General features: G+C 64.0%; 20 protein-coding genes. 7 read left to right on the top strand and 13 right to left on the bottom strand.

All coding sequences use genetic code 11. The annotated features are described in order from the left end of the window. Positions 1-58: 58 nt before the first annotated feature. The 4 genes from AC3WJM_RS20585 to AC3WJM_RS20570 form a co-directional block, all read right to left on the bottom strand. Entirely contained in the window at positions 59-1576 is a 1518-nt protein-coding gene (locus AC3WJM_RS20585) for an amino acid permease (RefSeq protein WP_059388690.1), read from the bottom strand. Between the two features lie 124 nt (positions 1577-1700). Then, complete coding sequence (gene aspA / locus AC3WJM_RS20580; protein WP_059388689.1) at positions 1701-3125, bottom strand: aspartate ammonia-lyase; 1425 nt, start codon at positions 3123-3125, stop codon at positions 1701-1703. Positions 3126-3160: 35 nt separating this feature from the next. Next, positions 3161-4186 carry an asparaginase gene (locus AC3WJM_RS20575; protein ID WP_492272824.1) on the bottom strand — a complete coding sequence of 342 codons (1026 nt, stop codon included), beginning with the start codon at positions 4184-4186 and terminating at the stop codon, positions 3161-3163. Positions 4187-4206: 20 nt separating this feature from the next. Then, the gene (locus AC3WJM_RS20570; protein WP_307053254.1) at positions 4207-5022 is read right to left on the bottom strand and encodes a FadR/GntR family transcriptional regulator; all 816 of its coding nucleotides are present in this window, start codon (positions 5020-5022) and stop codon (positions 4207-4209) included. Positions 5023-5080: 58 nt separating this feature from the next. Between AC3WJM_RS20570 and AC3WJM_RS20565 the strand changes: the two genes are divergently transcribed. Beyond that, positions 5081-5698: a hypothetical protein gene (locus AC3WJM_RS20565; protein WP_492272823.1), complete on the top strand. Its 618-nt coding sequence runs from the start codon at positions 5081-5083 to the stop codon at positions 5696-5698. On the opposite strand, the gene AC3WJM_RS20560 is transcribed toward AC3WJM_RS20565, so the two are convergent. The 3 genes from AC3WJM_RS20560 to AC3WJM_RS20550 form a co-directional block, all read right to left on the bottom strand. Then, positions 5686-5958, bottom strand: a complete 273-nt coding sequence (locus AC3WJM_RS20560; RefSeq protein ID WP_492272822.1) for a Txe/YoeB family addiction module toxin — start codon at positions 5956-5958, stop codon at positions 5686-5688. The two genes, AC3WJM_RS20565 and AC3WJM_RS20560, sit on opposite strands and share 13 nt — an antisense overlap. Beyond that, positions 5955-6206, bottom strand: a complete 252-nt coding sequence (locus tag AC3WJM_RS20555; RefSeq protein ID WP_306963534.1) for a type II toxin-antitoxin system Phd/YefM family antitoxin — start codon at positions 6204-6206, stop codon at positions 5955-5957. The genes AC3WJM_RS20560 and AC3WJM_RS20555 overlap by 4 nt, the downstream gene beginning before the upstream one ends. A 67-nt stretch (positions 6207-6273) precedes the next feature. Next, positions 6274-6780 carry a hypothetical protein gene (locus tag AC3WJM_RS20550; protein ID WP_492272821.1) on the bottom strand — a complete coding sequence of 169 codons (507 nt, stop codon included), beginning with the start codon at positions 6778-6780 and terminating at the stop codon, positions 6274-6276. Positions 6781-6915: 135 nt separating this feature from the next. Here AC3WJM_RS20550 and AC3WJM_RS20545 point away from each other — a divergent pair, with 135 nt between their 5' ends. Beyond that, positions 6916-7935, top strand: coding sequence for a glycosyltransferase family 4 protein (locus AC3WJM_RS20545; protein ID WP_492272820.1), 1020 nt, complete (start codon positions 6916-6918; stop codon positions 7933-7935). A gap of 8 nt (positions 7936-7943) precedes the next feature. Here AC3WJM_RS20545 and AC3WJM_RS20540 read toward each other — a convergent pair whose 3' ends face one another. The 3 genes from AC3WJM_RS20540 to AC3WJM_RS20530 form a co-directional block, all read right to left on the bottom strand. Next, positions 7944-8561, bottom strand: a complete 618-nt coding sequence (locus tag AC3WJM_RS20540) for a uracil-DNA glycosylase family protein (RefSeq protein ID WP_059388685.1) — start codon at positions 8559-8561, stop codon at positions 7944-7946. Positions 8562-8718: 157 nt separating this feature from the next. Further along, a complete protein-coding gene (locus tag AC3WJM_RS20535; RefSeq protein WP_236813437.1) occupies positions 8719-9114 on the bottom strand; it encodes an RNA-binding S4 domain-containing protein in 396 nt (131 codons plus the stop codon). A 54-nt stretch (positions 9115-9168) separates the two neighbouring features. Further along, the gene (locus tag AC3WJM_RS20530; protein WP_492272819.1) at positions 9169-10203 is read right to left on the bottom strand and encodes an aldo/keto reductase; all 1035 of its coding nucleotides are present in this window, start codon (positions 10201-10203) and stop codon (positions 9169-9171) included. Positions 10204-10448: 245 nt separating this feature from the next. Between AC3WJM_RS20530 and AC3WJM_RS20525 the strand changes: the two genes are divergently transcribed. Further along, positions 10449-10940 carry a flavin reductase family protein gene (locus AC3WJM_RS20525; RefSeq protein ID WP_307053260.1) on the top strand — a complete coding sequence of 164 codons (492 nt, stop codon included), beginning with the start codon at positions 10449-10451 and terminating at the stop codon, positions 10938-10940. 123 nt (positions 10941-11063) lie between these two features. Here AC3WJM_RS20525 and AC3WJM_RS20520 read toward each other — a convergent pair whose 3' ends face one another. Then, positions 11064-11816 (bottom strand): hypothetical protein, encoded by a 753-nt coding sequence (locus AC3WJM_RS20520; RefSeq protein WP_492272818.1) that lies wholly within the window; start codon positions 11814-11816, stop codon positions 11064-11066. Between the two features lie 192 nt (positions 11817-12008). Here AC3WJM_RS20520 and AC3WJM_RS20515 point away from each other — a divergent pair, with 192 nt between their 5' ends. Then, entirely contained in the window at positions 12009-12413 is a 405-nt protein-coding gene (locus AC3WJM_RS20515; protein WP_492272817.1) for a YchJ family protein, read from the top strand. A gap of 21 nt (positions 12414-12434) precedes the next feature. Here AC3WJM_RS20515 and AC3WJM_RS20510 read toward each other — a convergent pair whose 3' ends face one another. Next, a complete protein-coding gene (locus AC3WJM_RS20510; RefSeq protein WP_284991986.1) occupies positions 12435-14387 on the bottom strand; it encodes an acyl-CoA dehydrogenase family protein in 1953 nt (650 codons plus the stop codon). Between the two features lie 65 nt (positions 14388-14452). Continuing rightward, entirely contained in the window at positions 14453-14755 is a 303-nt protein-coding gene (locus AC3WJM_RS20505; protein WP_059388681.1) for a hypothetical protein, read from the bottom strand. Positions 14756-15000: 245 nt separating this feature from the next. On the opposite strand from AC3WJM_RS20505, the gene AC3WJM_RS20500 reads away from it, so the two are divergent. Genes AC3WJM_RS20500 through AC3WJM_RS20490 form a run of 3 tightly spaced genes read left to right on the top strand, consistent with a single transcriptional unit; the run spans position 15001 to position 20826 of the window. After that, positions 15001-16458, top strand: a complete 1458-nt coding sequence (locus AC3WJM_RS20500; protein ID WP_492272816.1) for a DUF3375 family protein — start codon at positions 15001-15003, stop codon at positions 16456-16458. Continuing rightward, on the top strand, positions 16451-17365 hold the full coding sequence (locus tag AC3WJM_RS20495; RefSeq protein WP_084784478.1) for a DUF4194 domain-containing protein: 915 nt from the start codon (positions 16451-16453) through the stop codon (positions 17363-17365). Before AC3WJM_RS20500 ends, AC3WJM_RS20495 begins: the two co-directional genes overlap by 8 nt. Beyond that, complete coding sequence (locus tag AC3WJM_RS20490; protein WP_492272815.1) at positions 17362-20826, top strand: ATP-binding protein; 3465 nt, start codon at positions 17362-17364, stop codon at positions 20824-20826. The genes AC3WJM_RS20495 and AC3WJM_RS20490 overlap by 4 nt, the downstream gene beginning before the upstream one ends. Positions 20827-20890: the final 64 nt, after the last annotated feature.

Here is a 20890-nt window from a genome sequence, read left to right as displayed (position 1 = left end):
CCCGGGTTCCGCGCGAACGGAACCGCGGGTGCCGCCGTCGGGCACTCAGTACTGGGGGCTAGATCCTGTCCTCGGCACCGGCAACCGGCAGGTTGGCGATGACCGGCGAGCTGCCCGTGAAGCCGTCCCGGGCTGCGGCGATCTCGTGGATTTGCTTGCGGCACATGTACCAACCAACCACAATGAGCGCGCAGGCGATGGCCGTAACCAGCATGGTGAGCGGAGAGTCGATGAACACCATCACCAGCACGCCCACCAGGAACAGCAGCGAAAGGTAGCCAGTGTAGGGGGCGCCGAACATCCGGAAAGACGGACGCTTCAGCCAGCCCTTGTCGGCCCAGCGCTTGAGCTGCATCTGGCACAAGACGATGGTGGCCCACGTGACGATGATGCCCACGGAGGCGACGTTGAGGACGATCTCGAAGGCGTCGGACGGTACGAGGTAGTTCAGCGGAACACCGAGCAGGGAGACGCCGGCCGTGATGGCGATGCCGCCGTAGGGGACGCCGGCTTTGTTCATGCGCTGGGCGAACTTGGGAGCGGAACCGGCCACGGACATGGAGCGCAGGATGCGGCCCGTGGAGTACAACCCGGCATTCAGGGAGGACAGGGCGGCGGTCAGGACCACGAGGTTCATGATCACGTCCACGCCTTGTACGCCGATGTGGCCGAAGAAGGTCACAAACGGGCTGACACCCTTGACGTAGGAGGTGTACGGCAGCAGCAACGCCAGCAGGATGACGGAACCGACGTAGAAGACGGCGATGCGGAAGACCACTGAGTTGATGGCCTTGGGCATGATCTTCTCGGGGTTCTCCGTTTCGCCCGCTGCCGTGCCCACAAGCTCAATCGAGGCGTAGGCGAACAGAACGCCCTGCATGAGCATGATCATGGGCAGCATGCCGGTGGGGAAGATACCGCCGTGGTCCGTGAGGAGGCTGAAGCCCACTTCCTGGCCCGGTACCGGCGTGCCGAAGATGACGAAGTACGTGCCGATCACCAGGAACGCCGCCAGCGCGGCCACCTTGATCAGGGCGAAGTAGAACTCCATTTCGCCGAAGACCTTGACCGAGACCAAGTTCAGGCAAAGCACCACCAGAAGCGCGATCAGTGCCCAGGCCCACTGCGGGACGACTCCGATCCAAGGGACGTATTTGCCGAAGAAGTTCATGTAGAGGGCCGCGGCCGTGGTGTCCACGATGGTGGTGGTAGCCCAGTTGATCCAATAGAACCAGCCGGACACAAACGCAGCCTTCTCGCCGAAGAACTCGCGGGCGTAGGAGACGAAGGAGCCCGACGACGGGCGGTGCAGCACGAGTTCGCCAAGGGCACGCAGGATCAGGAAGGCAAAGAAGCCGCAGACCGCGTACGCGATGACAAGGGAAGGGCCCGCAGCGTTGAGGCGGCCGCCGGCACCCAGGAACAGGCCGGTGCCGATGGCGCCGCCGATTGCGATCATCTGGATCTGACGCGGCTTCAAGCTCTTGTGATAGCCCTTGTCCTCGGCGTGGAGGAGCTTTTCAGTGGAGTGCGCCTGCGGAGGGACCGTGTGGTCCGTGATGGGTGCATTGGTCATGGGAATCCTTAGGGGGTGTCCTGTTGGGGGTCCGGATCTTGCCGTCCGGCCTGTTTCTTCGCGTGTTCAGGCCCGACGGCGGCTGGTGAGTGGCGCCGTCGTCGGACGCTCTGCGCGGCTCAGCCTAGTTGCTGAGGTTGGCCAGGCGTTCGGGGCGGAGGAGCTCATCGAGCTGCTCCGAGGTCAGCAAGCCGTGTTCGAGAACGAGCTCGGCGACGCCCTTGCCGCTTGCCAGCGCTTCCTGGGCGATGGCGGTGGCGGAGGCGTAGCCGATGTGCGGATTGAGTGCCGTGACGAGTCCGATCGACTGCTCTACGGTGAGGCGCAGGTGTTCGGTATTCGCGGTGATGCCCCGGATGCAGCGCGACGTGAGTGTGCGGCACGCGGCTTCCAGGTGGGAGATGCTCTTGTGGAGGCTGTGGACGATAATCGGTTCGAAGGCGTTCAGCTGGAGCTGTCCGGCTTCGGCTGCCATGGTGACTGTGACATCGTTGCCGATGACTTCATACGCCACTTGGCTGACCACTTCCGGGATCACCGGATTGATCTTGCCTGGCATGATGGACGATCCCGACTGCACAGCCGGGAGGTTGATCTCGCCCAGTCCCGCACGCGGTCCGGAGGACAGCAAGCGGAGATCGTTGCAAATCTTGGAAAGCTTGACGGCGACGCGCTTGAGCACACCGGAGAGGTGGACGAACGCGCCTACGTCCTGGGTGGCCTCGATGAGGTCCACCGAGGTGACCAGCGGCAGGCCGGTGATCTCGGCCAAGTGCCTGCAGGCCGCTGCGGCGTATCCAACGGGAGCGTTCAGGCCGGTCCCGATGGCGGTTGCGCCGAGGTTGATCTCGTGGATGAGCAGCTGGGACTCGGCCAGTCGAGCCCGGTCCTCGCCCACGGTCACTGCGTAGCCGCCGAATTCCTGGCCGAGGGTCATGGGGACGGCGTCCTGCAACTGCGTGCGGCCCATCTTGACCACCGTGCGGAATTCCTGGCCCTTCTCCGCGAAGGCGACCTGGAGTTCCTGAAGAGCCTCGAGAAGGCCCTGGACCGAGAAAATGGTGGCCAGGTTGACGGCGGTGGGGTAGACGTCGTTGGTGGACTGGCTCAGGTTGACGTGGTCGTTCGGGTGCAGCCTGGCGTAGTCGCCTTTGGGGTGGCCAAGGATTTCAAGGGCCCGGTTGGCAATGACCTCGTTGGCGTTCATGTTGGAGCTGGTGCCGGCACCGCCTTGGATAACGTCCACCATGAACTGCTCGTGGAGCTTGCCGTCCAGGATGTCCTGGCAGGCTTGTTCGATCGCGTCGGCCCGTTCGTCGTCGAGGAGACCGAGTTCGCGGTTGGTGCGGGCAGCGGCGAGCTTGACCGCGGCGAGGCCCTTGACGAGGTTGGCGTTGCTGGCCAAGGGATGGCCGGTGATGGGGAAGTTCTCGATGGCACGCAGCGTGTGCACGCCCCAGTAGGCATCAGCAGGGACGTCGCGGTCACCGAGGAGATCGTGTTCCGAGCGGAACCCTGGAATTGTCGTGGTGGGCACGGCAGAAGTCATTGCTGTCCTTTGGTCTTTGTGCTTGTTTGGCTGCGTCAGTTGGATGCAAGGAAGTTCGCGGCACGGAGCACGCCAACAGGGTGGCCGCCGCCCAACACACGCGGGCTGGCGAGCGTGGCGAGCCGGCCGCCGTCGAGCCCTAGTTCCTCAAGGACGCGGACGGTGACGGGCATGCGGGCGCGGTCGGCGCCGTCGGAAATCTTGATGGCGATGCCTGTGCCGTTCCGCAGGCCGATGAGCTGGAGGCCTTCGAAGCCGTCCTTGGCAAGCAACCCGGGAACTGTACGCATGATCGCTGTGACGTCGCGCCCCTCGCCGGCCACCATCTCCGGGAAGGCGCGCATCGCGTGGGCTACTTGGCCTTCCGCTTCCGTGCTGTCCGCCGCCGCCATGCGGCCATAGGCCCGGGCCATGCCGTACAGGCTGTGGGCGAAGAGCGGGGTGCCGCAACCGTCGGTGCTGACTGCCAACGCGTCTTCCCCCGTGAGTTCGGTGATGGTGTCCTTCACGAGCACTTGGAGGGGATGCTCGGGGTGCAGGTAACCCTGGACCGGCCAGCCGTTGATGACGCACGTGGCGGCCATGGATGCGTGCTTGCCGGAACAGTTCTGTGCGAGCTGGGTGGGCTCGCCGCCGCTGCGGAGCCATGCTTCGCGCTCGGCGATGCCGTAGGGAAGGTCGGTGCTGTTTTCCAACGCGCTTTTGTCCAGGCCGTGTATTTCGAGGATGCGTGCGGCACCGTCGAGGTGCATCGCGGCGCCGGAGTGGCTTGCGGCGGTGAGGGCGAGGAGGTTCTCCGGAAGCTTGAGTCCCGCTCGGACCATGGCGACCGCCTGCAGCGGTTTGAGGGAGGACCGCGGGTAGAACGCGGCGTCGGGATCGCCCGCTTGGAGGAGTGTTTCGCCGTCAGGCCCGACGGCGATCAGGGAGCCGTAGTGGACGCTCTCGACCAGGCCGTCGCGGGTCTGTTCCGCGAGGGGGACGTGGCGCGGGGTTGGCGGAATCGTCCCTGCCGGGGTGGTTTCGGGCATAGCGGTGCGCGTTGCATGCGGGGTGGGCATGACTTCCTTCAGTTGGTGGATCATTTGCTGAGGATGGTGTCCAACGCAACGCTGACGGCGCTGAGATGGTCGGCCATGGCGGCTTCGGCGGCTGGGGAGTCGCCGGCTTCAATGGCTTCGACGATGCGGAGGTGTTCATCGTCTGAAACATGCTGGCGGTCGGCCACCATGTTCAAGGTTTCGGATTGATGGGCGAGGGCTTCGCGGATGTCTGCGACAACGCTTTCGAAGACCTTGTTGCCGCTTGCGCGGGCGATGGCAGAATGGAAACTGGCGTCGAGGCTGACCCAGGTCTCAGGGTCGGTCTCGGCTGCCATTGAATCGACAATTTCCTTGAGGTGCTCAAGTTCTTCCAGGCTGCGGCGTTTCGCAGCCAGGCCGGCTGCCGGTACTTCGATATGGGGGCGGGCCTCGTTGAGGTCCCGTGCCGAGTACTGGCCGAGTGTGAGGTCGTTGGCTACCCTGTCCGCGACGACGAACGTGCCTCTGCCGGTCTTGGTGACCGTCAGTCCCAGCGCAGTGCAGGAGCGGAGCGCCTCACGGATGACCGAGCGGCTCACCCCGTATTGCGTTGCCAGGGTGGCTTCGGAGCTGAGTTTGGCCCCCACTTGCACGGCTCCGTTTTCAATGTCCTGGCGGATGGCGCTGAACACAGCTTCCGCTGCACTGAAGCGGGCGAGGGGCCGGGGGCTGGCTGGCTGGGCCCCTTGGGCTCCTTGGGCCGGCCGGGGGACGGCGCCGCTTGTGGCGGTGCGCTGGCCAGCTGCAGCTTTCTGGCTGACGGCTGGCTGTCCAGTGGCGGCCTGTCCGGCTGTCCGGCTGTCTGACAGGTTCACTCTACGAATATGGCACGGGTCACAGGGCGGTGTCAATGTTGGGAGCATAATTACTCCCATGGCCAACCGTCCGCGCGGGGGATGGGATTCGACGACACCGGTAACACCGCCCATCACAGTGGAGGTGCCGGTCCTCGGTGTCGGGGCAGGGCCTGCGGACTATGAGGAGTTGTCGCGGTACGTGTTTGCCTTGCGCAGGCAGCGGGGATTGCACATGACGCTATTGCACTTGGGCGTCCTGGATGACTTCTGCCGGGACGTGGCTGATTGGACCAAAGGCAACACCCGCGCCGATTCGGCCATGCTCAGGACCGTCGCGTGGCTTGAGGCACTGCCCGTACTGGAGGCCTTCTCCGGCAGCGCCGAAAGCCTGATCGTCCTGGGCAGCGGCGGAGTGTGCGGACTGGAAGTAGATGTGCCCGCCTCGGTGCATGACTTTCAGGTCTCCCTTGTACACGCGCTTCATGAACTCCTGGATGAACTGCTTGTCGACAACATCGACGACTTCATCCTCAGCTCCCCGGCCCTTGGATTCCGCTCGCCTCGCTGGGTACCCCATGTGGCTGTGGGCAGGCCATTGCACAGGGGTCGCGGACCGTGGGAGATTGGCCAGGTGGGAGTTGACTTCGGCGAATCGCGGATCAGGAACCGCCAGCATTTCCCTCAATTGCCGTAGTGGTACCTGCAAGCGGCGATAAGCACTTCGACGCCATCGTCAGTTTCGACGAACTTGTACACCAGGCGATGTTCGTCCGTGATGCGCCGTGACCAATACCCGTGGAAACCATGTTTCAGGGGTTCAGGCTTGCCGATGCCCTCATTGCCGTGCCGGGCTATGTCCTGTAGCAACCCGTTGATTCTCTTTAGCGTCTTGCGAGCTTGGGATTGCCACCAAACGTAGTCGTCCCACGCCGCTGAGGACCAGATCAGCCTCATTCAACGATATCCCGGGTCACGCCTCGGCCAGCTTCCAGTTCCTCGATGGACGACAGGATCCTTTGCGCGTTGGCTGGACTGCGCAGTAAGTAAGCGGTCTCACGGAGGGACTCGTAGTCATCACGCGAAACCATGACGACGTCTTCCTTGCCTGGCCGGGTAATGATTACTTCTTCGCGGTCATTCGTGACGGCGTCGAGAGTTTCCTTGTAGTGGGCTCGAGATTCCGAGTAGCTGAGTGTGCGCATGGTGATCTCCCTGAGTTGCGTACAGAATATTGTACGCCGCATCTTTGTCGGCGCCCACGGCGGATTCTTATCCGTGACTTCTCAGCCGGATCGTGCGGGCCTGGTGGATGGCGGCCAGCGCAATCGCGCTGGCGGTGAGCCTGAGGGCGTGGACCCTGTACCAGCGCTTCAACAGGGGCTTGCGTTGCGTCTCGTCGAGCGGCTGGGGGCTGAAGAACAGCTTGGGGTTGACTGACCGAAGCAGGTACGCCGTAGCTGCCGCCCCGGTGGCGGAGCTCGCGGCACCCACCATCAGCCAAGCCCGATTGTCGGAATGCTTCCACCCCGCGACGAGGGCAGCGACGGCGGCAGGGGCGCTGAGAGGCGCGATCGGCGCGTAGTAGCGCCCGGGGCTTCCCGCTCCAAAGGGGGTTCGGGGGAGTTCCCTGCTCGCTTCCGAGGACGCGACCCGGTCCGGGACTTTGACGATGGCCTCATAGAGGTTGCCGAAGAACCAGTGTGCGTGGGTGAACTCCGCGACACTCAAGATCCAATCAGCGAACACGTCCCGGCGGTCTGAAGAAGTCTGTCCCATGCCCACAATCTACCGCCGATGCCCCGCGCCGGATGTGCAGTTCACCTACCACACCACCCGCCCGGGTTATATGGTCAGCACCATGGTCTGAGGACTGCGAGGCCAAACAACCGGCTCTATGGAAGGGAGTAGCCCTTGGACAAGATCCGCATGATTTTGCCCGCGAATGTGCGCCATCGTTCCGGGGGAAACATCTACAACGCGAAGCTGGCTGCAGCCCTTCGGGGCCTGGGCGCGGAGGTCTCGGTCTGCAAGCTCGACGGCGGCTGGCCTTTGGGGAGTGCAGCAGACCGGAACCGCTTTGCAGCTGCACTTACCGGAGGGGAACAGGCCATCTACATTGTCGACGGCCTGATTGCCTCGGGTGCACCCGCGGAAATTGAGAGCGCAGCCGCTGCCGGGCGCCGTGTCTGGGTGCTGCTCCACATGCCCCCTTCCGGGGAGAATCCAGTAGAAACGAGCGCGCTGCGCGCTGCAACAGGTCTTCTCTGCACTGGTTCCCGGACTGCCGAAACGGCCAGAACCCTAGGCCTGGGCAACGTGCACTTGGCGATCCCCGGGGTAGATCTCCCATCGAAAACACGCCCGAGTTCGCGAGACGCTGGGGCGGCACCGCATTTCATCATGGTGGGCGTGCTGCTCCCCAATAAGGACCAGATCCTATTCGTCGACGCGTTGGCACGGATCAAGGACCTGGCGTGGACAGCGGCGCTTGTTGGCTCCACAAAAGCAGACCCCTCGTACGCCGCAGCCGTGCAGGAACGCATCCTCCGGAATGGACTGGAAAAACGGGTGGAAACAACAGGCGAGCTCTCCGGCCCGGCCCTGGAGGACCAGTGGAACCGGGCTGACCTCAGTCTGTTGATCTCACACTCGGAGTCCTTCGGCATGGTGGTCCAGGAGTCCCTGGCGCACGGCATACCGGTAGTGGTCCGAAAGGGAACCGGAGCCGTCGGATCGCTCGGAGCCCACGGTGCCGGTGAAGCCATCGATCTCACCGCGGGAATCGGATCGCTGGAGAACATCCTTCGGAGATGGCTGGGCGACGCTGCCCTGCGGAAGCGATGGCAGTCAGCGGCCGAGGCAGCCAGCGGGGAGTTGCCGCGATGGGAAGATACCGCAAGGGAAGTCCTTCGCGCCGTCGTGGGGTCCTAAGCGCTTCCCTACAGGTGCTGGATGCCCGCCCTCTGCATGGCGTCCCGGTAAGTTTCGATGTTCTTTGCCAGGAGTTCCTGCTGCTTCGCCTCGGACAAGGCAAACGCCCGTCCACCGAGCGCGCTTGCCTTGTAGACCTTGATCCCGTGCTGCCGGAGCGGCGAGTGGTACGTCTTCTCGAACAGTGCCAGGAAAGCGGCGGCCTCCGCGCCGTGAGCGACGACGGCGGAGACTCTCTTGTTGATCTTGAGGAACTGGCGGAACGGACGGAGACCGTCGGTCTTCTCCTGTGCGCTCAGTGCCGGCGGCAGTTCGGGGTCGCGGACCCAGGGGTAGCAGTTCCACGGCATGACGTAGCGGACGTCCAAGTCGGCCGAGTCATAGATCAGCTGCGCACGTCGGGCGGCGTCGTCGTCGTTGAGGTGCGATACGAAACCCGAGGTGGGGGCCCGCCCGGGGCTGGTCTGGAGGGTGACGATCCGGCACTCATCTTCGTCATGCACCGGATCGATGTAAGGCACGGTGGAACCGGGCCGTTTGGCCATCAGTTCGTCGCACAGCTGCGTCACGGCAGCAATGTTGGGCTCCTGTAGCAAGGCCCGTTTTTCGTCCCAGTCAATGGTCACGTTCTCTCCTTCGGCAGCGCGGCGTCCAGAATCGGCGTCCCTTGCCACTTTACGCCGTCGCTTTACGCGGCGCTCACGCTCCTGCAGAGCCGAGGGACAAAACTGCCCGACGCCGGTCCGAGCGGCGAGCTTCCCGACCCGCCTTTGGCCCGGTCTTCTACTGACCTTTGAGCTTCTGCATGTCGCGCCGGTCCTTCTTGGTGGGCCGCCCCGCGCCGCGATCGCGCTGCGGCAGCCCGAGGGCGGGCGCGGCGGGACGCTCCGGTGTGTGGTCGGTGAAGCAATGGGACGCTGCTTCGGCCCCTACCCTTTTCGCAATGAGCCTGCGGACCTCAAGGATGCGCTCGAAGCCGGGCTGCCGTACGCGGATTGTGTCGCCGATAATCACGGACTGTGAAGCCTTGACCGGGTTCCCGTTGATTCGCACATGACCCGCCCGGCAAGCGGTTGTGGCAGCGGAACGGGTCTTGTAAGCGCGGATCGCCCAGAGCCAGGCATCAATGCGCACATTGCCGGTTTTTGATGTTTGGGCGGAAGTCGGAAGGCTAGTCATGATTGCGAACGAGTATAGTCGGCGCGCGAACCGGCGGCTCCAACGCGAAGCCGGTTACCGGCGTCGAAGTTCCGCATATTCAAGGTGGGGGACAACGGTACCTGCGTCGCGCTCCAGGAAGTTGGTACCGGGCGCCACGATCTCGTCTATGGCATCCAGCACGGCTTCGTTGAGGACAACATCCGCGGCCTTGAGGTAGTCGACCAGATGGTCCTCCGTGCGCGGACCGATAACCACGCTGCTGACGGCCGGATGGTTCAGGGCAAAGGCGACAGCAAGCTGGATGAGGGTGGGCCCATGCCGTTCGGCGACACGGCCCAAGGCATCGGCCGCCAGGAGTTTGTTCCTGTTGAAAGGTGCCGAGACGTCGAAGCGCCCGGGAACGGCCGACGCGCGGGAGCTTGCGGGCTGGGGGACTCCCACGCGGTAGTTCCCGGAGAGCCAGCCGCCGTCGAGCGGTCCATAGCTGAGCACGCCAAGGTTGTACTGCTGCGTGATTGCAAAGACGTCGCGCTCATTCGCGCGGACCAACAAGGAATAGGGCACCTGATCTACCACTGGCGGTATGAGGTGGTTGGTGGTGGCGATCCACTGTGCCTCCACAAGCTGCGACGGCGTGAACACCGACGTTCCGTAGTAGAGAATCTTGCCCTGCCGGATGAGGTCGTTGAGGGCCGTGATGGTTTCCAGGACGTCGGTGTTGTAGTCCGGACGGTGTGCCTGGTAAAGGTCGATCCTGTCCGTCTGCAAGCGGTTCAGGCTGCCTTCCACGGCCTTCATGATCCAGCGCCGGGAATTGCCTGCATGCGCGGGATTCGGCCCCATTTGTCCGTGGAACTTGGTGGAAAGGAAAACATCATCCCGCCTGCCATGGAGGGCCCGGCCCACAATGGCTTCCGCCTCGCCCTGCGAATAGATGTCCGCGGTATCGACGCTGGTGATGCCGGCGTCGAGGGCCGCGTGGATGATGCGGACGCTTTCCTCGGCGCCCGTGGGCGCCGAACCTGTCCCAAGGTTGAGGGTTCCCAGGGTAAGGGGGCTGATCAGGGCACCCGTGCGTCCCAGGGTTCGAAGCTCGCTGAGGCTCATCTCCGGCTTCCTCCGTGAAGAATCAAGGCTGTGCAATGGATTGACACGACGCTACACATGTCGTGCCCCGGGACACTCGAAAAACGTACAAATTCTTCGCTTTTCGTATTGCGGGGTAATGAAACAAGGTATGACGAATTATGAATTGACTTCATTCGACACGCGAATACACAAATATTGCCGTTATCGGCCCCGAGTGAATTAGTAGAAAGGCAGGCACGAAACTACAGAGAAAGGAACCCGCCATGACCCAGGCAACGGTGGATGGAGCCGCTTCGATCAAGCAGGCGTTCGCGCAATTTCCCTCAGGCGTGGCGGCCTTCAGTGCCATGGTCGGATTCGTGCCGGAGGCCCTGGTGGCATCGAGTTTCACAGTGGGAGTCTCGCTCGAACCACCGCTGGTCATGTTCGCGGTGCAGAACTCCTCCACCACATGGCCCAAGCTCCGGCGCGCCCCGCGACTGGGTGTTTCCATCTTGGCCCAGGGCCAGGAAGCCGTGTGCCTGCAGCTCTCCTCGCGGACCCAGGACCGATTCGCTGGCCTGGCGACCTCAACGAGCGACGCCGGGGCGGTGTTGATCGACGGCGCAGCGCTGGTGCTTGAATGCGAAGTGGTCTCAGAAACCCCGGCGGGTGACCACGCGATCGTCGTCCTCGAAGTGAAGTCCGTGGAGATCAACCACGACGCCGAGCCCCTCATCTACCACGGGGCCGGGTTCAGGCAATTGGCCGCGTGAGCTTGGTCGCGGCCCCAACTGACTCGCAGTAGATGTCGTTATCGGGCGTCAAAACGACAACAAATGCTAGTCAGTTGGGTCGGCCGGGCACTGAGGATTGGGTCAGGCGGGCACTGCGGGGCGTTAGGCCCGGGGGCGGGACCCTGCTGAGGCCGTCACACGGCCGGAAGATACGGGTTTGCCGCCATGTGGTTCTCCCCGGTGTTCGCGGACCGGCGTGCCAGTCCCCGACGACTCCGCTACATTCCCTTCAACGGGTTCGTCGGAAGCCGGCGGTTCCGGGTCCGAAGCTGACGCTTCCGCGGCCCGTTCAGCTTCGCGTGCCGCAGCCCGGGCATCGGCCTCGGCGACGGCGGCAGCCCACTGGCTGTTCAGGACCGGAGGATCCTGCTTTATCGCGACCACAAAAGGATGTTCCTTCGCCTGGGTTGTGGCTGTGGCTGCGATACCGTCCTTGATCTGGGCAGGCTTGGGCCACGTCCGTGGGTTGACCAGCGACTTCCAAGGGACGTTCCGGACGGCTGACCACGACGCCGACCACAGCAGCTTGGTGGTCCCAACAAACCCAGGACGCGGTTCCCGAGGAACGGACGGCCCTGCGCCCAGCAAGCCGTCGTCCGCCGAGGTCGGTTCCTCGGAATCCGACGGCGGGACGGGGGCGCGTCGAGGCCTTGGTGGCAAGTGCACAACCGGTACGGCATCGCGTTTCGGGAAGATCCCGACCATCGCGAGCAGGATGATCCAAACCAGCTTCGCGACGCCGGCCAGCACCAAAGTGACAACCATCAGGAAGCCCAAACCAATGGACATCAACAAAGCCAGCCCGAGCGTTCCAAAAAAAGTCAGATTGAGGCCAAGTGTTGTTGGATCCTCCACGTAGCCTCCTCGAGCCAGAGTTGTGGGGTGGACGCCGCAACCGAAGGTCTGCGGGCATGTCATCTAGCCTAAGGGCGAAATCTTAAGGAATCATCCGCCAAACTCCGGCTCGCCGAGGTTGTTTCGAAGCTGTTATCTGCTGTGACAGAATTTGTTGCCTAGCTCTCACCTTCTCTTCAAGATAGGGCTTCAATGCCACTCGATCCGGCCCGCCTACGACTAGGCGCTTGCCCCTGTTTGTCCGGAGAGCAGTACACCGAGTGCTGCGGACGCTTCCATCGCGGAGACGCCGACGCGCCCACGGCGGAACAGCTCATGCGTTCGCGCTACTCCGCCTTTGTTGTCCTTGACAGCGATTACCTTTTGCGCACGTGGCACCCGGACACCAGGCCTGCAGGGCTGGACCTGGACCCGGACATTGAATGGCGCAGGCTGGACATCCTGGCCACGTGCCAAGGCGGACCCTTGGACACCGAAGGGACGGTCGAGTTCGCAGCACATTACCGTTCCGACGGCGAACGCGGAGTCCAGCGCGAGAACAGCCGCTTCCTGCGGATCGACCGGCGCTGGTACTACCTCGACGGCGACGTCGGGTAGCCGCGACGATCGGCATCAGCCTCAGCGGTACTTCCGGTGCAGGCTCTCCTTGGACGAGGCGCCCGGGGTGGCATCGGCGATCCACGGACCTGTTCCTTCGGATTGGTCAAGGATTCCGGCCTCAAGCCATGCATAGTCGCCGGCGAGGACGTTCGAGGACAACTCATGATCGACGTCGTCGGTGTTCCGCCACAACTGATCGAAGTATCCGTCCACCCGAATCCGCGCTTGCTCGCAGTAGGCCTCGGCGAGCTCGTACGCCGCCGCGCCTTGCTCCGGTGCGGTCTGCAGCAGCATCTCGGCCCGTGAGCAGCACGCTGCCATGGCAAACAACTCTGCCCCGATATCCACGATCCTGCCGAGGAACGCTTGTTTGTATTCAAGCCTTGCCTGCCAGCGGCCCATGCCGTAGAACGTCTGCCGGGCGAGCCGGCGCGAAGCCCGTTCCACATACCTCAGTTGCTTCGCGAGGCGCCCGAACTCGCTGTAGGACCGGGGGTCCATGCCGGCCCCGGCCACCAGCTTAGGGAGCCATTTGGCGTAGAAACCTGAGGCGCCGACGGCGGCACGCGCCTTCTCCTGCAGGGTTGCGTCTGCGGAGGCGAGCTCGCCCGCGGCCGAAAGGTGGGCATCGACGGCTTCGCGGGCGATGAGCAGGCGCATGATTTCGGACGAGCCTTCGAAGATCCGGTTGATGCGCATGTCCCTCAGCAACTGCTCGGCGGCCACCGCGCGTTCTCCGCGGGCCTCCAGGGAATCCGCCGTCTCAAACCCGCGGCCACCCCGGATTTGGACCAACTCATCAGCCACCGTGTAGCTCAGTTCAGTGGACCAAAGTTTGGCCAGCGCAGCCTCGATCCGCACATCCTTCTGGCCGGCGTCGGCCATCTCGGCTGACAGTTCGAAAACGGCTTCAAGGGCAAAGGTGGTGGCGGCGATGAACGCGATCTTCTTGCCGACGGCCTCATGTTTTCCGACCGGACGGCCCCATTGGGTGCGGGCGTTGGACCATTCGCGGGCGATCTTCAACGACCACTTACCCGCCGCCACGCAAAGGCCAGGGATGGAAAGCCGGCCAGTGTTGAGTGTGGTGAGCGCGATCTTGAGTCCCTGGCCTTCGCGGCCCAGCCGGTTGGCTGCAGGTACGCGGACTTGGTGGAACCGTGTCACGCCGTTCTCAATGCCGCGCAGGCCCATGAAGGCGTTGCGGTTCTCCACCGTGATGCCGGGTGAGTCCATTTCCACGACGAACGCCGTGATCCCGCCTTTGAGTGCCGTCCCGTCGGGGGCTGTGCGGGCAGGGACAACCGCCATGACCACTACCAATTCGGCGATCACGCCGTTGGTGGTCCAAAGTTTGACGCCGTCCAAAAGGTAGGACTCGCCGTCGTCGCTTGGCACTGCGGTGCAGCCCATCCGGGCGGGGTCGCTGCCGACGTCGGGCTCGGTCAGCAGGAACGCCGTGATGGCGCCAGCGGCGCAACGCGGCAAGTACTCCTGTTTTTGTTCGGGCGTGCCGAAGACTTTGACCGGCTCCGGGACGCCGATGGACTGGTGGGCCGAGAGCAACGCGCCAAGGCTCGGATGGACTGATCCCAACAGCGCCAACGCCCTGCCGTAGTAGACCAGCGAGAGGCCCAAGCCGCCGTACTCGCGCGGAATCTTCATGCCGAAAACGCCCAACCCGGTGAGGCCAGCGAGGTATTCGTCCGGGATCTTGGCATCGCGTTCGATGGCTCGGCCGGACATGGTGCCGCAGAACTCCGTCAGCTTCGCCATGAACTCTTCGCCGCGCTCGACGTCGTCGGCTCTTGCCTGGGGCCAAGGATGGATCAGCCCCAGATCGAAGTCTCCCAAATACAGCCCCTTGGCGAAACTGGGGCGGTTCCATTCGGTGTCGCGGGCGGCCTCGGCGACTGCGCGGGCTTCTGCGGCCGTGACGCCGTTGCTCTTGTTGTCAGTGGCGGAGGTCATGGGAGGACTCCTCTTGCCGGTTGTGCCGGTTTCGAGCCCAGGATCCGCCTCGGGTGGTGGACCCTTCAGCTGTCCCTCAATGCTACTCGCGGGTAGGTACCTGTGCTAGGGGCGGTCTGGGACGGGAATTCCACTGGCAGTTCCACTTTTCCGGCCTGGTGGACCAGCTGGTCCCACGCAAAATTGATGCCGTGGACCAGCCCGCCCAGCACGTTCTTCACGGTGTACCAGGCGAGGCTTCCGGCGCCGAGCAACGCAAGTGCGGCCATTGCGGCTACCGCGATAAAGGCTGCCAGAACCAGGCCAAGGATTAGTGTTCCCGCGAAGACATAAGTGCTGGTGTCTAAGGTCGTCAAGTCGAACTGCATTGGGTCCCCTCCGCAACGCTGCCAAAGCCGACGTCGGAGCGTCGACGTCGTTGGTGTCGACATTAGGGGCGGCGTCATCGGTTCAGCTAGCAACGACACCGGCGTCGGGACTGTTGATACGCGATCGAAACCCTACCGGGAGGTAGATCACGGAAGGGTTGCGGCGCACCCTGCGTTAACCTTGTACGGGGCAGTTTTCGGGATTTCCGCTGCCAGAAGGTTCCGCGGCAGCTGAAGGAGAGTAAGTGTCCCGCTCAGCAACGTCCTCAGCCGACGCCATCAGTGCGCGGCTCAGGGATCTCGAACTCCTGACCAAAGGCCCCGCCTGGGCCCTCACGCGCTCGGCGCCCTGGGTCATCGCGGTGCTCCAGGCATCCTTCACCCGAACGAAACCGCAGCTGCCGCTCGAAGAGTTCCATGCCGACGTCGACGCTTTCCTCGAGCAGCTCCGCAGGCAGGATCCCGGGCTGGGCGGCCAGGCGAGCGGCAAGGCCTTTGCGGACGAATGGACCCGAAAGCAGTTCCTGACCCGACGCAGCCAGTCCGGCCAGATCGTCTACGAAATCACCGAGGCCGCCGCAAGAGTCCTGGCATTCCTGGACAGCCTCTCCAGCGAACGTTCCACGCTCAACGGTTCCAGGCTCGGGACGTTGCTGGGCGACGTCGAAAAGCTCGCCAACGAGACGAACCCGGACCAGAGCGCCCGTTTGGAATCCCTTGAAGAGGAGATCCAGGAGCGCCAGCAGCTGATCGAAGACATCAGTTCCGGCGACTTCGACGGTCTCTTGGATGATGAGGAAGCCGTCGAAGCAGCCGGGAACATCCTGGACCTTGCGGCAAGCCTGCCTGCCGATTACAAGAAGATGCGTGACCGCATCGAAGAACTGGTAGGCGAGCTCCGCAACCAGATCATCGAGGAGTCGCTCAGCAAGGGTGCAACGATGGCGCAGGTCCTGGAGGCGGACAAACGCTTGCGGCAGAGCCCCGAAGGCCGTACCTTCCGTTCCTTCACGGCGTTCCTTGAGGACCCGCAGCAACAGTTGCGCTTCCGTTCGGCGATCGGCGACGTGCTGAGCCGCCAATTCGCGGATGACCTCAGCCATGAGGACAGGGAAACCCTCAAGAACCTCGTGGCGGAACTGCGCACGCAGCACAGCCAGATCCAGCGCATCTACGGCCGGCTTTCGGAGAGCCTCAACAACTACATCCAAAGCGACGATATCCGCCAGTCCGTCCGGCTCCGGCAGGTCTTGCGCGAAGCCGAACAGGCTATCCGCTCGATGCCGTACGAGCGCGACCGTCCCGGCCTGGTCCGAGGCCCGGTGTTGTTCAATGCGGGATTCGAATCCCTCGCCATGGTCAAGCTCTTTGACCCGGATGAGTTCGCGGCGCCGCCAAAGCTCGCCGACCCCATCGCCTTCAGCGATTCGGACCGCGTGCGTTCACTTCGCTCCGCGAAGGCAAGGCCCGACGTCGTCCGCTCCGCCATGGCGGGCGCAGCCACACTGGCAGAGGCCTGGGCGAACCTCCCGGAGGGTGAACGGCACATCAACACCGTCCGGGCCCTCCTGTCCGAAGCGCTGCACGGTGGTGCGGCGTTCGACCGGGCCACCTGGGAAAACATCGACTTCGAACAAATCGATGGCAGCACACGCACCGCGTACCTGCCGCTCGTGACCCTGACTAAGGATTCCGATGACTGACGCCCACCCCACCGAGCATGCCCCCTCTTCGGAACAAAGAGTGGACATAGCGCAGCATGTCCACTCCGATCCCTTCCGCGTCACGCCGCGCGACACATTCGTAGACGGCGCGGCGTTGTTCCCGGGCGACACCGGCGTGCTGCCTATGAAGGTCCGCCAGGCTCTCGTGCGGCTGCTCAAGGGTCCGTATGTCGACGGCGGCCGCGACGAAAAGCTCTGGACCACCCTTCTGGACAACCAAGTGATCCTCCGCAGCCGGCTTTCCGAGCTTTTCCTGAACCTGCAACTGGACCACGAACGCAAGATCGCGGTGCTCCGTCCCGTCGATCCCGAAGCCATCGGAGGAAGCACCCGCTCGAGCATCCTTCGTCAGCAACGTGCGTTGAGCCGGGTCGAAACCATCGTGCTTCTGCGCCTGAGGCTCCTTCTCGACCGCCACGTCACTGCCCAGACCGAGCCTGTGATCACCCGCGAAGAAATCGCCGAACTCGTGGCGCACTACCAGCCATCCGGCCAACAAGACGCCCTCCGCGACACCGACGTCGTGAACCGCACCATCACGAAGCTCCTGGCCCGCCAACTCCTCCTGCCCACGGGCATCGAGGACACGTTCGCGATCTCCAAGGCCCTCCCCCTAGCGCTCCCCTTCGAAAACATCGGCGACATCCCGGCCCAAATCGAGGCACTGATCGCGGTAGCAGCCGACGAATCAGGCACTGAACCCCTCATCGAACTAACGGAAACGGACGACCCCAACTCCAACGACGACGCTGAGTCCGACACCGGGGAAGAGGACGACGTGGTGACCGACAGCAGTGGTGACGCATCCACCGCGGAGGCAAAGGCGACCACAACTGACGCAACCACACTTGACGCAACTGACGAAACCAAGGAGGCAGCCAAGTGACCATTGCGACGATGCTTCCGATCGGCGAACTCACCAACCCGGGCCAGATGCGCCTCGCCCTGGTCCAGGTGGTCAACTGGGGCACGTTCCACGGCGCCCACACGATGCACGTGGACCGCGACGGCACCCTGCTGACAGGCAACTCAGGCGTCGGCAAGTCCACGTTGTTCGATGCCATGCTGCGTGTCTTCGATGCCCGTCCGCGCTCCAATGAGGCTGCGGCGCAGCGGGCCGGCGGGGCTGTGGAGGACAAGAGGACCACGTTCACGTACATGCGTGGAAAAGTGGGCGACAAGGCCGTGGGCGAGGGTTCGGCGAGTGCCTTCCAGCGCCCCGGTGCCACGTGGTCCGCCGTCGCGCTGACGTTCGACAACGCTGCCGGCACCAAGGTGACGATCTCGGCCCTCTTCGACCTGCCCAAGAACGGCACGGAGTCCAGCGTCGGCCGGTTCTATGTGATTGACAACAAGCCCCTGGATCTCGGCGCGATTGAGGGCATCGCGGAGAAGCGCTTCACCAAGGGCGCGCTGGAGACAATCTTCCCGGACGCCCAGATCTTCGATGTGCACAAGGCCTTTGCGGAGCGTTTCCGGCGGCTTCTCGGCATCAACTCGGACCAGGCGCTTCCGCTTTTGCGGGTGATCCAGGCCGGCAAGGGGCTCGGCGGCAGCGTCAACACGTTCTTCCGCGACCAGGTGCTCGACGCGCCCGCGACGCTCACTGCTGCGGACGACGTCGTCGAGGAATTCAGCAACCTCATGTCCATCAGGCAGCGGTTGGAGGACGTGCGCCAGCAGCGCGACCAGCTCGCCCCCGTCCCTGGGATGAACAAGGAGTATGCCCAGTCGTTGCTGGAAGCCAACCGGCTCCGGGAGCTCAGCGGCGAGGAATTCGACGCCTACAAGCAGCAGCTCTCGGTCACGGTCCATGCCAAGACTTTGGCCCGTTTCAAGGACCTTGCCCAGGCGAAAGCCAAGGAGCTCAGCGCCGAGCGGGGCGTCCGGGACGCGCTCGCCAAGGAGCTTCGCCAGCTCGAGTCGGATTACAACAACCAGGGCGGTAACGCGATTTCGGCGATCGAGCAGTCGCTCGAAAATGCCCGGGTCGGCCTCAAGCTTCGCCAGCAGGTGGAGGAGGCGGCACGCCAAGCATTGGCCGACGCCGGACTCAACCTTGAGTGGACGGCTGAGGGTTGGGAGCAGGCCCACGAGCAGGCAGCGAGCCGCTCCGCCGAACTCAAGGACGATTCGGAAGCGCTGCGGGAACTCCGCTTCGAAGCTTTCGACGGCCACGCCACCAAGAAACGCGAACTCGCCGCAGCCCAGCAGGAGCTCGTCTCGTTGAAGACGCGCAAGTCCCTGCTGCCGCCGTCGAGCATTGAAAACCGCGCCGCAATCGCGGCAGCCACTGGCGTTCCCGAGGACCGGATGCCCTTTGGAGGCGAGCTGATAGACCTCGCCGAGGGTGAGGAACAGTGGCGGCCCGCGGCCGAGCGCGCCCTGCGGAACCTCGCCACGACGCTGCTTGTTCCCGGAGAGCACTTCGCCGCCGTCACGCGCTACCTGAACGACAACACGGTCCGCGGCGCGCTGCGGGCAGTGGACGTCTCCAAACCGCTCGCGGGCGGGGCCTTGGCTGTGGAGGACGTGTCCGACGGCGATTTGCTGACGAAGCTGAACATCCTCACCTTGGGGGCGAACGCCGACGCCGGAGAGTGGATCCGCGAGCGGATCGCCCTCGATTTCGCGTACCCGTGCGTGGAAGACCCGGACGAGCTCGCTAAGTTGGACAAAGGCCTGAGCCTGGGCGGAGTGGTCAAGCGCAACAGGCACACGGTGGAGAAGGACGATCGCTTCACGAGCCGGCAAGACTATGTTCTCGGTTTCGACAACGCTTCCAAGCTGGAGCTCGTGGCCGCGAAGGTCGGCGAGCTCGAGAACGAGCTTCTGAAGGCCGCCGAACTCGCCCAAAGCCGCGAGGATTCGCACCAAGGCATGACCCGCCAGCTCGATGCCTTGCGTCGCATCGCCGACGATGAGCGTGGCTGGGAACAGGTCTCTGCAGCGGTGGCGGCCGAGGAACTCGCGAAGATCGAGCAGCGGCTCAAGGATGCCTTGGCCGCGCAGGCCGATCTGGAGCCCTTGCGTGCAAATATCGAGGCCGTACGCGAAAAGCACCAGTCCTCCACAGGTTCGGCGGCGGTTTTGCAGAGCGAATACAAGACGCTCGACCACCAGATGACCACGGCTGACGCCCTCCTGGATGCTGCGCGCAACCGCCTGGACCAGGCGCCGCCGTCGGGCGCTACAGTTGCTGCCCTCGAGCCGTACTTCAGCGCATTCGGCGAGGTGGGCGAGCTCCATGAACTCGACACCCTGGCTGCCGAAGTCCGGAGCAAGCTCTTGGCGGAACTGCATGCCACTGAGTCGCGCGGGCAGGCGTTGGCCGAGCGGCTGACGCGCATGTTCGAAGGATTCGTGCGCGAATGGGGTACCGCCATTTCCGCGGACCACGGGACCTCGATCGGCGCCGCGGGGGAGTTCGAGTCCCGCTATCACCAGATCGTCAGCGAAGGGTTGCCCGCGCAGGAGGCCGAATTCCGGCAGTTCTTCAACCAGCGCACGCATGAATCGTTCAGCACCTTGCTGCACTTGCTTGACGAGGAACGCCGTGCCATCACGAGCCGCATCCTTCCCCTCAACGGCATCCTGTCCGAGGTCAACTTCCACGAGGGCAGCTTCCTGGAACTCGATATCAAACAGACGCTGCCCGCCACTGCGAAGCAGTTCAAGGACGCCATCCACAACGCGTTGAAGACGCGCCACTCGCGGCCGTCCCGCGCGGCCGGCGCCGCTTCGGGGGCCGCGGGCTCACCCGAGGCGGACGACGACGTCGAACTCACCAACCGTTACAAGTCGCTCGAAACCCTGGTCAAGCGGCTCGGTTCGCAGACCCCCGAGGACCGGCGCTGGCGGGCCGAGGTGCTGGATGTCCGCGGGCACCTCTTCATCCAGTGCAAGGAGCACCGCTCCGTCCAAGGCCCGCGGGGTGGCAAGAAGACCGAGGTGTACATGCACGCAGACACCGGATCGATGTCCGGTGGCGAGCGGCAGCGATTCACTGCGTTCATCATGGCGGCGGCCCTGAGCTACCAATTGGGCATCGCCGAGCAGGGTTTCACAACGTACGGAACGGTGATGATGGACGAGGCGTTCGTCCTCGCGTCGGAGGAGTTCGCCGGCGCAGGCATCAAGGCCCTGCACGAGTTCGGCTTCCAGTTGTTGCTGGCGGCCCCCGAAAACGTCATCGACCTGTCCCGGCATCTTGGTTCGGTCACGGAAATCCTGCGCGACAAGCGGACCAACCGCTCCGGCGTGCTCACGGCCCCCGTCATCGGCGCCCCGGGCGCGCCCGGCGAATGGCGTTCCGAAGCCAACCCCGTGGACATCGTGCTCCGCTAGCCCCGACGCCGCTCGCTCACGTATGTCGGGTTTCCGGCGGACGCTCGCTCACTAGAGATAGAGC

Source organism: Arthrobacter sp. FW306-1B-G06A, assembly GCF_058781765.1.
Note: the sequence above shows the minus strand (reverse complement) of the source record. Positions and strands in the feature narration are given on the sequence as shown.

What these genes read in the sequence shown, in the direction of transcription:
- AC3WJM_RS20585 (WP_059388690.1), bottom strand. Translation starts at nt 1,576, where the DNA reads ATGACCAATGCACCCATCACGGACCACACGGTCCCTCCGCAGGCGCAC.
- aspA (WP_059388689.1), bottom strand. Translation starts at nt 3,125, where the DNA reads ATGACTTCTGCCGTGCCCACCACGACAATTCCAGGGTTCCGCTCGGAA.
- AC3WJM_RS20575 (WP_492272824.1), bottom strand. Translation starts at nt 4,186, where the DNA reads ATGCCCACCCCGCATGCAACGCGCACCGCTATGCCCGAAACCACCCCG.
- AC3WJM_RS20565 (WP_492272823.1), top strand. Translation starts at nt 5,081, where the DNA reads ATGGCCAACCGTCCGCGCGGGGGATGGGATTCGACGACACCGGTAACA.
- AC3WJM_RS20560 (WP_492272822.1), bottom strand. Translation starts at nt 5,958, where the DNA reads ATGAGGCTGATCTGGTCCTCAGCGGCGTGGGACGACTACGTTTGGTGG.
- AC3WJM_RS20555 (WP_306963534.1), bottom strand. Translation starts at nt 6,206, where the DNA reads ATGCGCACACTCAGCTACTCGGAATCTCGAGCCCACTACAAGGAAACT.
- AC3WJM_RS20550 (WP_492272821.1), bottom strand. Translation starts at nt 6,780, where the DNA reads ATGGGACAGACTTCTTCAGACCGCCGGGACGTGTTCGCTGATTGGATC.
- AC3WJM_RS20535 (WP_236813437.1), bottom strand. Translation starts at nt 9,114, where the DNA reads ATGACTAGCCTTCCGACTTCCGCCCAAACATCAAAAACCGGCAATGTG.
- AC3WJM_RS20530 (WP_492272819.1), bottom strand. Translation starts at nt 10,203, where the DNA reads ATGAGCCTCAGCGAGCTTCGAACCCTGGGACGCACGGGTGCCCTGATC.
- AC3WJM_RS20525 (WP_307053260.1), top strand. Translation starts at nt 10,449, where the DNA reads ATGACCCAGGCAACGGTGGATGGAGCCGCTTCGATCAAGCAGGCGTTC.
- AC3WJM_RS20515 (WP_492272817.1), top strand. Translation starts at nt 12,009, where the DNA reads ATGCCACTCGATCCGGCCCGCCTACGACTAGGCGCTTGCCCCTGTTTG.
- AC3WJM_RS20510 (WP_284991986.1), bottom strand. Translation starts at nt 14,387, where the DNA reads ATGACCTCCGCCACTGACAACAAGAGCAACGGCGTCACGGCCGCAGAA.
- AC3WJM_RS20505 (WP_059388681.1), bottom strand. Translation starts at nt 14,755, where the DNA reads ATGCAGTTCGACTTGACGACCTTAGACACCAGCACTTATGTCTTCGCG.
- AC3WJM_RS20495 (WP_084784478.1), top strand. Translation starts at nt 16,451, where the DNA reads ATGACTGACGCCCACCCCACCGAGCATGCCCCCTCTTCGGAACAAAGA.